Source organism: Pseudomonas sp. NFX5, from assembly GCF_049132125.1.
Classification (GTDB): Bacteria; Pseudomonadota; Gammaproteobacteria; order Pseudomonadales; family Pseudomonadaceae; genus Aquipseudomonas; species Aquipseudomonas marginalis.
On the sequence record NZ_JAFMZG010000031.1, the window covers coordinates 256,220 to 268,608 of the forward strand.

Below are 12,389 nucleotides of genomic sequence, written 5' to 3' on the forward strand. Positions count from 1 at the left end.
GTCGCCGGGAGGCTGTTGGCCAGGCGCTTATTTCCAGGAGTTGCTGCATGACCTTTTCTTTGGCCGCCAAACTGTCGGTGTTGTTGCTGTTTATTGGCAGCACGCTGTATGTGCACCTGCGCGGCAAGGCCCGTTTGCCGATGTTGCGCCAGTTCGTCAACCATTCGGCGCTGTTCGCCCCCTATAACGCCTTGATGTACCTGTTTTCGGCCGTGCCGTCCAAGCCGTACCTGGACCGCAGCAAGTTCCCGGAACTGGACGTGCTCAAGGACAACTGGGAAGTGATCCGCGAAGAGGCCATGCACCTGTTCGACGAGGGTTACATCCGCGCCGCGGAAAAGAACAACGATGCCGGTTTCGGTTCGTTCTTCAAGAAAGGCTGGAAGCGTTTCTACCTCAAGTGGTACGACAAACCCCTGCCATCGGCCGAGGCGTTGTGCCCGAAAACCGTGGCGCTGGTGAGCAGCATCCCCAACGTCAAGGGCGCGATGTTCGCGCTGTTGCCGGGCGGCAGCCACCTCAACCCGCACCGTGACCCGTTTGCCGGTTCCCTGCGGTATCACTTGGGCTTGTCCACGCCGAACTCCGACGACTGCCGCATCTTCGTCGACGGCCAGGTATACGCCTGGCGCGACGGTGACGACGTGATGTTCGATGAAACCTACGTGCACTGGGTGAAAAACGAAACCGACAAGACCCGCGTGATCCTGTTCTGCGACATCGAGCGGCCCCTGAGCAACCGCCTGATGACCCGCGTCAACCGCTGGGTCAGCAAGCAGTTGGGCCGCGCCACCGCACCGCAGAACCTGGATGACGAGCGCGTCGGCGGCATCAACCAGGCGTATGCCTGGAGCAAGACCTTCAGCGACAAGTTCAGCGGTGTGGTCAAGCAGTGGAAGCGCAAGCATCCGAAGGCTTACCGCATTGCGCGGCCGGTGCTGGCGGTAGTGGTGTTGGTACTGCTGTGGAAGTGGTTGTTCGGCTGATCTGAAGCGTTAGACGCGGTCAAAATGTGGGAGGGGGCTTGCTCCCGATAGCGGTGGATCAGTCATAGATGTTTTGACTGACATACCGCCATCGGGGGCAAGCCCCCTCCCACATTTGATCTCCTGTGTTCTTAAGAGGCAATCAACTGCCGCAGCACATAGTGCAGAATCCCCCCCGACTTGAAGTACTCCACTTCATTCAAGGTATCGATCCGGCACAGCACCTCGACCTTCTCGCTGCTGCCGTCCTCCCGGGTAATCACCAGCGTCAGGTTCATCCGCGGCACGATCTCTACCTCGGTCAGGCCGAGGATATCGATCTTCTCCTTGCCCGTAAGCTTCAACGCCTTGCGGTTCTGATCCAGCTTGAACTGCAGCGGCAGCACGCCCATGCCCACCAGGTTGGAACGGTGAATCCGCTCGAAACTCTCGGCGATCACCGCCTTGACCCCCAACAGGTTGGTGCCCTTGGCGGCCCAGTCGCGGCTGGAGCCGGTGCCGTATTCCTGGCCGGCGATCACCACCAGCGGTGTGCCCGAGGCCTGGTACTTCATGGCCGCATCGTAGATCGGCATTTTCTCGCCGGTGGGGATGTACAGCGTATTGCCGCCTTCCTCGCCGCCAAGCATTTCGTTGCGAATGCGGATATTGGCGAAGGTGCCGCGCATCATCACTTCATGGTTGCCCCGGCGTGAGCCGTAGGAGTTGAAGTCACGCGGCTCCACGCCTTGCTCGCGCAGGTAGCGGCCGGCGGGGCTGTCGGTCTTGATGTTGCCGGCGGGGGAAATGTGGTCGGTGGTCACCGAGTCCCCCAGCAACGCCAGTACGTGGGCGCCCTTGACGTCTTTGATCACCGGCAGAGGCCCGGCGATGTCGTCGAAAAACGGCGGGTGCTGGATGTAGGTGGAGTCTTTCTGCCACACGTAGGTCGCGGCCTGAGGCACTTCAATGGCTTGCCACTGTTCGTCACCGGCAAACACCTCGGCGTATTCCTTGTGGAACATTCCGGTGCTGACCTGCGCAACGGCGTCGGCGATCTCCTGGCTGCTCGGCCAGATGTCCTTCAAATACACCGGATTACCCTGTTGATCGTTACCCAGCGGTTCGCTGCTGATATCGATGCGTACGGTCCCCGCCAAGGCGTAAGCCACCACCAGCGGCGGCGAGGCCAGCCAGTTGGTTTTCACTAATGGGTGCACGCGGCCTTCGAAGTTGCGGTTGCCGGACAGCACCGAGGCTACGGCGAGGTCGGCCTTCTGGATGGCTTTTTCAATCGGCTCGGGCAACGGCCCGGAGTTGCCGATGCAGGTGGTGCAGCCATAGCCCACGAGGTCGAAGCCAATTTTATCCAGATACTGGGTGAGGCCCGCGGCCTTGTAGTAGTCGGTGACCACTTTGGAGCCAGGCGCCAGGGAGGTTTTCACCCAGGGTTTGCGCATGAGGCCTTTCTCCACGGCTTTTTTCGCCACCAGCCCGGCGGCCATCATCACGCTGGGGTTGGACGTGTTGGTACAGGAGGTGATGGCGGCGATCACCACGGCGCCGTTTTTCAGGCGATAGGTCTGGCCTTCGTATTCATAGTCGGTTTCGCCCACCAGGTCGGCGTTGCCCACGGCCACACCGCCGCCGCCTTCACTTTCCAGGCGGCCTTCTTCCTTGGTGGTGGGTTTGAACTGCAGGTCGAGGAAGTCGCTGAACGCCTGGCCGACATTGGGCAGGGACACGCGGTCCTGTGGGCGTTTCGGCCCGGCGAGGCTGGCTTCGACGCTGCCCATGTCGAGGGCCAGGCTGTCGGTGAACACCGGTTCCTGGCCAGCGTGGCGCCACAGGCCCTGGGCCTTGGTGTAGGCCTCGACCAGCTTCACGGTGGCAGCCGGGCGACCGGACAGGCGCAGGTAGTCCAGCGTCACCTCATCCACTGGGAAAAAGCCGCAGGTGGCGCCGTATTCCGGGGCCATGTTGGCGATGGTCGCGCGGTCCGCCAGGGGCAGGTCGGCCAGGCCGTCGCCGTAGAACTCGACGAACTTACCCACCACGCCTTTTTTACGCAGCATCTGGGTGACGGTCAGCACCAGGTCGGTGGCGGTGATGCCTTCTTTCAATTTGCCGGTGAGCTTGAAGCCGATCACTTCCGGGATCAGCATCGACACCGGTTGGCCGAGCATCGCCGCTTCCGCTTCGATCCCGCCCACGCCCCAGCCGAGCACGCCGAGGCCGTTGATCATGGTGGTGTGGGAATCGGTGCCCACCAGGGTGTCGGGGAAGGCGTAGGTGCGGCCGTCCTCGTCCTTGGTCCATACGGTGCGGCCCAGGTATTCGAGGTTGACCTGATGGCAGATGCCGGTGCCCGGCGGTACCACGCTGAAGTTGTCGAAGGCGCTCTGGCCCCAGCGCAGGAAGGCGTAGCGTTCGCCGTTGCGCTGCATTTCGATGTCGACGTTCTGCCCGAAGGCGTCGGCGTTGCCGAACTTGTCGACCATCACCGAGTGGTCGATCACCAGGTCCACCGGCGAGAGTGGGTTGATGCGCTGCGGGTCGCCACCGGCCTTGGCCACGGCGGCGCGCATGGCGGCCAGGTCGACCACGGCGGGTACGCCGGTAAAGTCCTGCATCAGCACGCGGGCGGGGCGATACTGGATCTCACGGTCGGACTGGCGCTCTTTGAGCCAGGCGGCAATGGCCTTGAGGTCGGCGCCGGTGACGGTCTTGTTGTCTTCCCAGCGCAGCAGGTTCTCCAGCAGCACCTTGAGGGACATCGGCAGCTTATCCAGGTCACCCAGGCGCTTGGCGGCTTCGGGCAGGCTGAAATAGTGGTAGGTCTTGTCGTCGATTTCTAAAGTTTTAAGGGTACTCAGGCTATCAAGGGATGACATTACATGACTCCTTATGGTCCGCACGGCTACGGACCTGACGGGACGAACAGAGCTTTCAAACTAGCGCTGTTTTCAGTAGCTGGCTAATTACTGGACTCTATGGACAGAACCAAGGTTCCGAACTCGGCTATCATGCGCGCGTTTTCATGACAGGCATTGCGATAGCGCAACGTCAGTTGAGTCACCAGGAGAGTCGATGAACACCCTTTTTATGCACTGCCGCCCGGGTTTTGAGGGCGAAGTCTGTTCCGAGATCGCGGAACACGCCGCGCGCCTGAACGTTTCCGGCTACGCCAAGGCCAAGACCGGCAGCGCCTGCGCCGAATTTGTCTGCACCGAAGAAGACGGCGCCCAGCGCCTGATGCACGGCCAACGCTTTGCCGAGCTGATCTTCCCGCGGCAGTGGGCGCGCGGGGTGTTTATCGACCTGCCGGAAACCGACCGTATCAGCGTGATCCTCGCCCACCTGCGTGAATTCCCGGTGTGCGGCAGCCTGTGGCTGGAGATGGTCGACACCAACGACGGCAAGGAACTCTCGAACTTCTGCAAGAAATTCGAAGTGCACCTGCGCAAAGCCTTGTTGAACGCCGGCAAGCTGGTAGACGACCCGAGCAAGCCGCGCCTGCTGCTGACCTTCAAAAGCGGCCGCGAAGTGTTCATGGGCCTGGCCGAGTCGAATAACTCGGCGATGTGGCCGATGGGCATCCCGCGCTTGAAATTCCCCCGGGATGCGCCCAGCCGCTCGACCCTGAAGCTGGAAGAGGCCTGGCACCACTTTATCCCCCGCGACCAATGGGACGAGCGCCTGCATGGCGACATGACCGGTGTCGATCTGGGTGCGGCCCCTGGCGGCTGGACCTGGCAGCTGGTCAACCGTGGCATGCTGGTGACCGCCATCGACAACGGCCCCATGGCCGAAAGCCTGATGGACACCGGCCTGGTGCAGCACCTGATGGCCGACGGCTTTACCTTCGTGCCCAAGCAGCCGGTGGACTGGATGGTCTGCGACATCGTCGAAAAGCCGGCGCGCAACGCGGCATTGCTGGAGACCTGGATCGGCGAAGGGCATTGCCGCGAGGCGGTGGTGAACCTGAAGTTGCCGATGAAGCAGCGTTACGCCGAGGTCAAGCGCCTGCTGGAGCGTATCGAAGACGGCTTCAAGGCGCGCGGTATTCGGGTAGAGATCGGCTGCAAGCAGCTGTATCACGACCGTGAAGAAGTGACCTGCCACCTGCGTCGGCTGGTGGATGTGAAGAAAACCAAGGCCCGCTAAACTGAGCGCCGGTTCCAGGAGTAGACAATGAGCGATATTTTCGACACCGCCGTGGATGGCACCCTCGACGCAACGGGCCTCAACTGCCCTGAGCCGGTGATGATGCTGCACCAGCACATCCGCGACCTGCCGCCCGGCGGCTTGCTCAAGGTGATCGCGACCGACCCGTCGACGCGCCGCGATATCCCCAAGTTCTGCGTGTTCCTTGACCATGAATTGGTGGATCAACAGGAGCAGGCCGGTACGTACCTCTACTGGATCCGTAAAAAGGCCGACTAACCCCGCGCCTTCTCCAGGCGAATGCGCCGGCGTGCACTGCGCGCCAGGCGCACCAGCAGCATCCCCGCCGCACAGCTCAAGCCCACGATCAACCCTTGCCACAAACCGCTCGGGCCGCTGGGTTCGCCCAGCCAGTTGCTCAGCCCCAGGGCGTACCCCACCGGCAGCCCCACGCCCCAATAGGCAAACAGGGTCAGCACCATAGTGACGCGGGTGTCCTGGTAGCCCCGCAGGGCGCCGGCGGCGGTGACCTGGATCGAGTCACTGAACTGGAACAGCGCTGAAAACACGATCAGCGTCGAGGCCAGGTGGATGACGATGGGGTCCGGGGTGTAGATCGCCGCAATCTGCTCGCGAAACACCAGCATCAGGCTGCACGACAGGCAGGCGTACGCCAGCGCCGTGCCCATGCCGACCCCGGCGGCGAAGCGTGCTTCACGCGCCTCGCCACGCCCCAGGGCCTGGCCGACGCGCACGGTGACGGCCATGCTCAGGGAATAAGGGATCATGAACACCAGTGAGCTGACGTTCAGCGCGATCTGGTGCCCCGACACAACGGTGGCGCCCAGGCTGCCGAGCAGCAGGGCGATGACGGCAAAGATGCTCGATTCGGCAAAGATCGCGATGCCGATCGGCAGGCCAATCCCCAGTACGCGCGTGATCACCGACCACTGCGGCCAGTCGAAGCGCTTGAACAGTTCGCTGCTCTGGTAGGCGGCCCCCCAGCGGGTCCAGGCAGCCATGCCGAGCATCATCACCCACATCGCAATGGCCGTGGCCCAGCCGCAGCCCACGCCGCCCATGGCCGGCACGCCCAGGTGGCCGTAGATGAAGATGTAGTTCAGCGGAATATTCAGCGCCAACCCGCACAGGCCCATGGCCATGCTGGGCAGGGTGCGGCCCAGGCCATCACTGAAACAGCGCAGCACGTAGTAGAGGGCGATGGCCGGCATCCCGGCGGCGATGCCATGCAGGTAGCCCATGGTGGGGGCGATAAGGTCCGGCTCAACCTTCATGGCATGCAGGATCGGCTCGGCGCAGAGCAACAGCAGCGCGCCGATGATGCCGACCACCACCGCCAGCCACAGTGACTGACGCACCAACGGCCCGATTTCGCCGTAGTGGCCCGCACCGTAGCGCTGGGCGACTTTCGGCGTGGTGGCCAGCAGCGTACCGGTCATCAGCAGGTACACCGGAATCCAGATCGAGTTGCCCAGGCCCACCGCTGCCAGGTCCTGGGGGCTGACGCGCCCGGCCATCACCGCATCGACGAAGCTCATGGCCGTGGTTGCCAGTTGGCCGATCATGATCGGCAGCGCGAGCGTCAGCAGGCCACCCACTTCCCGGCTGATGCGGGCGGGGCGGGTGAGGGGGGCAGTGGCAGTGTTCACGTACGCAAGTCCAGTCAAAAGGGTGCAAGGCCGCGGATTCTACGCCTTGACGTAACGGTCAGGAAAAAACCTGTGTTAGGGATTTGTAAGCGACCTGCCAGCCCCCTCCCACATTGAAGATCGCATCCCTGTACACTGCTGATCCGCCAAAGGAGCCTGCCATGCTGATTGTTGCCGACGAAAATATCCCGCTGCTCGATGAGTTTTTCCAAGGATTTGGCGAGATTCGCCGAGTGTCCGGTCGTTCCATCGACCGCGCCACCGTCGAACAGGCCGATGTGCTGCTGGTGCGCTCGGTGACCAACGTCAACCGCGCCCTGTTGGACGGCACGAAGGTGCGTTTTGTCGGCACCTGCACCATCGGCACCGACCACCTCGACCTCGATTACTTCAAGCAGGCCGGTATCCAGTGGTCCAGCGCTCCCGGCTGCAATGCGCGGGGCGTGGTGGACTATGTGCTGGGCAGCCTGCAAACCCTGGCCGAGATCGAAGGCGCCGACCTCAACCAGCGTACCTATGGCGTCGTCGGCGCCGGTGAAGTGGGCGGGCGCCTGGTCGAAGTGCTCAAGGGCCTGGGCTGGAACGTGCTGGTCTGCGACCCGCCGCGCCAGATCGCCGAAGACGGCGATTACGTCAGCCTCGAGCAGATCATCGAGCAATGCGATGTGATCAGCCTGCACACGCCGTTGACCAAATCCGGCAATGGTTCCACCTGGCACCTGTTTGATCGCGATCGGCTCAGCCGCCTCAAGCCCGGCACCTGGCTGATCAACGCCAGCCGTGGCCCGGTGGTGGACAACGCGGCCCTGCGCGACGTGCTGCTGGCGCGTGAAGACCTGCAAGCGGTGCTGGACGTGTGGGAAGGCGAGCCCGAGGTGGACGTCGACCTGGCCGACCTGTGTGTGTTGGCCACCCCGCACATCGCCGGCTACAGCCTTGATGGCAAGCAGCGCGGTACGGCGCAGATCTATCAGGCGTTCTGCTCGCACCTGGGCCAGGGGCCGAGCATTCAGCTGGGCGACTTGTTACCGCAACCGTGGCTGGCCGAGGTGCACTTGAACGCATCGACCGACCCCGCCTGGGCGCTGGCGACGTTGTGCCGCAGCGTGTACGACCCGCGCCGTGATGATGCGGATTTCCGCCGCAGCCTGGTAGGTACCGTCGAAGAACAACGCAAGGCGTTCGACTTGCTGCGCAAGCATTATCCGGAGCGTCGTGAAATCGACGGCTTGAAGGTGCGCATTGTGAATGGGGAGTCAGCGGTGTTGGCGAGCATCGTGTCCGCATTGGGCGCGGCAACCGTTTAAACACCGAACAAAAAACCCGGCCACCTGGGCCGGGTTTGAAAGAGCGTAGGCCCTTCAGCCTTGCTGGGCAGGCTTGACCAGTCGCTGTTCCAGCTCGCGGCACGCCTGCTGGATCATCTCTTCGGTAATCTGCACTTCGCGGCCCTGGGCGTCGATCACGGAGCAAGGCAAGTGCTGCGGTTGGCGGATCACTTCAATCTTGGCATCGCTGCTGTTTTGCAAGGTCATGGCCTGTCTCCTCATCAGGTTGTGTACCTACTGTATAACCCCCGAGTGACCGCGCTGTTACAACTCCTTACGAGATCACCGGTTCGAACACCCAGTCCACCAGAAACCGCTGTGGATTTCCAGCCGGGCGTTAGACCGATAGCCTCTAGGGGTCAGCATCGGCGGGCATAATTAACCTGACTCATTGTTATTCGCGCAAGTTCCCCCCATGTAAGCAGGCAGGTACCAATCCTTTCCGATCAGGTGATGCCCTCCATGCTCTCAGTCCGTCAACGCCGTGCAATTCGCCTGGCCAGCCGCTTCATCGCGCCCTACCGCTGGCAGGCCCTCGGTGCCCTGGTCGCGCTGATCGTCACTGCGGGCATCACCTTGTCCATGGGGCAGGGCATTCGCCTGCTGGTGGACCAGGGCTTCATGACCCAGTCGCCGCACCTGCTCAACCAGTCCATCGGCCTGTTCATGGTCCTGGTGCTGGGCTTGGCCGTGGGCACGTTTGCGCGGTTTTACCTGGTGTCGTGGATCGGTGAGCGGGTGGTGGCGGACATTCGCCGGCAGGTCTTCAACCACCTGATCTACCTGCATCCAGGTTTCTACGAGAACAACCGCAGCTCGGAAATCCAATCGCGGTTGACCACCGACACCACACTGCTGCAATCGGTGATCGGCTCGTCGTTGTCGCTGTTCCTGCGCAATGCCTTGATGGTGATCGGCGGCATCGTGCTGTTGTTCATCACCAACCCCAAGCTCACCAGCATCGTGGTGGTGGCGCTGCCGCTGGTGCTGGCGCCGATCCTGATCTTCGGCCGTCGCGTGCGCAGTTTGTCGCGCCTGAGCCAGGACCGTATCGCCGATGTGGGCAGCTACGTGTCCGAAACCCTCGGCCAGATCAAGACCGTGCAAGCCTATAACCACCAGGTCCAGGACGAGCGACGCTTTGCCGTGACCGTGGAAGAGGCGTTCACCACCGCCCGCAAACGCATCGCCCAGCGCGCCTGGTTGATCACCCTGGTGATCATGCTGGTGCTGGGTGCTGTGGGCGTGATGCTCTGGGTCGGAGGAATGGATGTGATCAGCGGGCGCATTTCCGGCGGCGAGCTGGCTGCGTTCGTGTTCTACAGCCTGATCGTCGGCAGCGCCGTCGGTACCCTGAGCGAAGTCCTCGGTGAACTGCAACGTGCCGCCGGTGCAGCGGAGCGCATTGGTGAGCTGTTGCAGTCGAGCAACGAGATCCAGGCGCCGGCCACGGGCAGCGTGCAGTTGCCCGAGCGGGTCAGCGGGCGCATGGAGCTGCAGGACCTGCGCTTTTCCTACCCCTCACGGCCGGACAGCTACGCCATCGACGGCCTGAACCTGAGCATCAACCCCGGCGAAACCCTGGCACTGGTGGGGCCGTCCGGCGCGGGCAAATCGACGCTTTTCGACCTGCTGCTGCGCTTCTACGATCCTCAGCAAGGCCGCATCCTGATTGAAGGCCAGGCGCTGACCGATCTCGACCCCCTGGACCTGCGTCGCCACTTCGCCCTGGTGTCCCAGAGCCCGGCGCTGTTCTTCGGCAGCGTCGAGGAGAACATCCGCTACGGCAACCCAGCGGCCACGCGCGAGCAAGTCGAAGCCGCTGCCCGCATCGCCCACGCCCACGATTTCATCCTGCAAATGCCCGACGGCTACCAGACCCACCTCGGCGACGGCGGCATGGGCCTCTCCGGCGGCCAGCGCCAACGCTTGGCGATTGCCCGTGCGTTGATGGTGGACGCGCCGATCCTGCTGCTGGACGAAGCCACCAGTGCCCTGGATGCCCAGAGTGAACACCTGATCCAGCAAGCGTTGCCGCAATTGATGCAAGGGCGTACCACGCTGGTTATCGCCCATCGACTGGCGACGGTGAAGAACGCTGACCGCATCGCGGTGATGGATCAGGGCAGGCTGGTGGCGGTGGGCACGCATCAGCAGTTGATTGCGAGCAATCCGTTATATGCGCGATTGGCGGCGTTGCAGTTCAGTGACGGGGCTGAGGAGAGCAGCGAACACTGAGTTTCGGTGCCGATAAAAAATGCCCGCATCTCTCAATGCGGGCATTTTCATTTCTGCTTCAAACCTTATTGATCATCAAAGTAGCGCTCATGCCAATCCACCAACGGCTGTGGTGAGTTGAGCTTCTGCCCGTAGATCACCGAATAAGACAACACGTTCTGCACATACTGGCGGGTTTCGTCGAACGGGATGCTTTCCACCCAGACGTCGAAGCTCAGGTGGTCGGCGCCGCGCAGCCATTGGCGTACGCGGCCGGGGCCGGCGTTGTAGGCGGCGGAGGCGAGGACACGGTTGCCGTTGAACTGACTGTGCACCTGGCTCAGGTAAGCCGCGCCGAGCTGGATGTTTTTGTCCGGGTCCAGCACCTGGGCGGGTGAGGCCAGGGGGATGCTGAACTTGCGCGCGGTGTCCTTGGCGGTGCCGGGCATCAGTTGCATCAGGCCGCTGGCGCCGACGCCGGAGCGGGCGTCGTCCATGAAGGCGCTTTCCTGGCGGGTGATGGCGAATACCCAGCTGGAATGCAGGCCACGGACCTTGGCTTCGCGCACCAGGGTGTCGCGGTGGGCCATCGGGAAGCGGATATCCAGGTCATCCCAGTACTGGGCCTGGCTGATGGTGCGGATCGCCGGGAAGTACCACTTCATGTCGTAGGCCAGCTTGGCCTGGGCGACCATTTCGTCACGGTTGAAGTGGCGGCTGACGTGGTACCACTCGCGACGACCATCCACGATCTGGCCACGGGCGTAGAACTCAAGGGCACGGCGCACGCCCGGGGTGTTACGCACTTTGTTGACCAGCGCCTGGCTCATCAGCAGCGGCTTGTTCTTCAACTGGTACGGCGCCTTGGAGCGATCGGCGGCCAGGAAGCCATAGAAGTCCCGTTCCTGCGCGAGATTCTTGTACAGCACCAGGGCTTGCGGGTTTTTCGGCTCGGCCAGTTCCAGGCTGCGGGCCTGCCAGTAGCGCCAGCGGTTGGTGGTGGCCAAATCCTGCGGGAGTTTGCGCGTCAGTTGGTAGGCATCTTCCCAGCGGGCCAGGCGCAACAGCAGGCGCAGGCGCCATTCGGACACCGTGTTGTCGCGCAACTCGGGGTCGTACTTGGTCATCACCTCAAGCGCCCGCGGGTCGAAGCGCTTGGCCAGGGTCAGGCCGATTTCACGGGCGATTGCCACTTTTTCGTCACGGGAGAAGTGCATGCTGCTGGCGTAACCGTCGAGCAGGGCCATGGCCTTGTCCGGATCCTGGCGTGCCAGGCGGCGCAGGCCCAGGCCCACGGCGTCAGACATCGCCTCGGTGGCCGGCAGGAAGCGCGACGGGTCGCCGAGCATGTCGGGTTTTTGCGCCACGTCCACCATCAGGCGGCCCTGGGCGCCCAGGGTCGGCAGGGTTTTTACCAGGCTGTTGGCCAGCGGGTAATTGCGTGCTTCGGCGGCGAGTTTGGCGCGGTCCCAGATTTTTTGTTCAGTCAGTTGGCCGTCGGCGGCCCATTGGCTGAAGGTGGCATCGCAGGCGGCCGGCTGGGATTTGCCGGTCATCCACAGTTTTTCGGTGGTCTTGTAGCCCTCAGCCTTGAGGTTGTGGGTCAGTTGGAACTGACCGTGCAGGCAGTCCAGCTCGACGAAATTAAGCTTGGGGTCGTAGTACTTTTCAAAGGTCTGCCAGTCGCCACGGTCGGCTAACCAGCGCAACCAGCGCAGCTTCATCCAGTTGGCCTGGGGCAGGTCGCCGTTTTTGGCGAGGAATTGTTCGATTTCCTCGTTGCTGGCGGTCTTCAACCGGGCGGTCAGTTCGTCGTAGGCCAGGTAGGGCGTCAGCGGGTAGTCGGCCAGGGCCTGGCTGTATTGCATGTAGGGGCCGGTATCGCCCTTGGCCAGGGCGCGTTTGGCTTCATCGTAATATTGACGTTGGGTGGTGAGGTCCACGGCCTGGGCGGATTGAACGGCGGTGGCGGAAAGAAGCAGACAAGATAAAAAGTTGAAAAGGCGACTGCGCATGAGACGTCCGTGCAGAGAAATCACGAC

Annotated in this window: 9 protein-coding genes; 5 read left to right on the forward strand and 4 right to left on the reverse strand. The window is 62.7% G+C overall.

The window, feature by feature from the left end:
* The first annotated feature begins 47 nt into the window (after nt 1-47).
* Nucleotides 48-986: an aspartyl/asparaginyl beta-hydroxylase domain-containing protein gene (locus J1N02_RS21875; RefSeq protein ID WP_027604254.1), complete on the forward strand. Its 939-nt coding sequence runs from the start codon at nt 48-50 to the stop codon at nt 984-986.
* 131 nt (nt 987-1,117) lie between these two features.
* Here the strand turns inward: J1N02_RS21875 and acnA are convergent, their stop codons facing one another.
* Nucleotides 1,118-3,859: an aconitate hydratase AcnA gene (gene acnA / locus J1N02_RS21880; RefSeq protein ID WP_421147738.1), complete on the reverse strand. Its 2,742-nt coding sequence runs from the start codon at nt 3,857-3,859 to the stop codon at nt 1,118-1,120.
* Nucleotides 3,860-4,055: 196 nt separating this feature from the next.
* On the opposite strand from acnA, the gene rlmM reads away from it, so the two are divergent.
* Together rlmM and tusA are read left to right on the forward strand one after the other, a co-directional pair.
* Nucleotides 4,056-5,132 (forward strand): 23S rRNA (cytidine(2498)-2'-O)-methyltransferase RlmM, encoded by a 1,077-nt coding sequence (gene rlmM / locus J1N02_RS21885; protein WP_053136601.1) that lies wholly within the window; start codon nt 4,056-4,058, stop codon nt 5,130-5,132.
* 27 nt (nt 5,133-5,159) lie between these two features.
* Nucleotides 5,160-5,411 (forward strand): sulfurtransferase TusA, encoded by a 252-nt coding sequence (tusA, locus tag J1N02_RS21890; protein ID WP_027604251.1) that lies wholly within the window; start codon nt 5,160-5,162, stop codon nt 5,409-5,411.
* Here the strand turns inward: tusA and J1N02_RS21895 are convergent.
* Nucleotides 5,408-6,802: an MATE family efflux transporter gene (locus J1N02_RS21895; protein WP_421147739.1), complete on the reverse strand. Its 1,395-nt coding sequence runs from the start codon at nt 6,800-6,802 to the stop codon at nt 5,408-5,410. The two genes, tusA and J1N02_RS21895, sit on opposite strands and share 4 nt — an antisense overlap.
* Before the next feature lie 161 nt (nt 6,803-6,963).
* Between J1N02_RS21895 and pdxB the strand changes: the two genes are divergently transcribed.
* Nucleotides 6,964-8,109: a 4-phosphoerythronate dehydrogenase PdxB gene (gene pdxB, locus J1N02_RS21900; protein ID WP_169898362.1), complete on the forward strand. Its 1,146-nt coding sequence runs from the start codon at nt 6,964-6,966 to the stop codon at nt 8,107-8,109.
* 54 nt (nt 8,110-8,163) lie between these two features.
* On the opposite strand, the gene J1N02_RS21905 is transcribed toward pdxB, so the two are convergent.
* Nucleotides 8,164-8,337, reverse strand: coding sequence for a PA1571 family protein (locus J1N02_RS21905; protein WP_027604248.1), 174 nt, complete (start codon nt 8,335-8,337; stop codon nt 8,164-8,166).
* 246 nt (nt 8,338-8,583) lie between these two features.
* Between J1N02_RS21905 and J1N02_RS21910 the strand changes: the two genes are divergently transcribed.
* Nucleotides 8,584-10,368 carry an ABC transporter transmembrane domain-containing protein gene (locus J1N02_RS21910; protein WP_421147740.1) on the forward strand — a complete coding sequence of 595 codons (1,785 nt, stop codon included), beginning with the start codon at nt 8,584-8,586 and terminating at the stop codon, nt 10,366-10,368.
* A gap of 65 nt (nt 10,369-10,433) precedes the next feature.
* On the opposite strand, the gene J1N02_RS21915 is transcribed toward J1N02_RS21910, so the two are convergent.
* Complete coding sequence (locus tag J1N02_RS21915; protein WP_027604246.1) at nt 10,434-12,362, reverse strand: transglycosylase SLT domain-containing protein; 1,929 nt, start codon at nt 12,360-12,362, stop codon at nt 10,434-10,436.
* Nucleotides 12,363-12,389 lie beyond the last annotated feature (27 nt).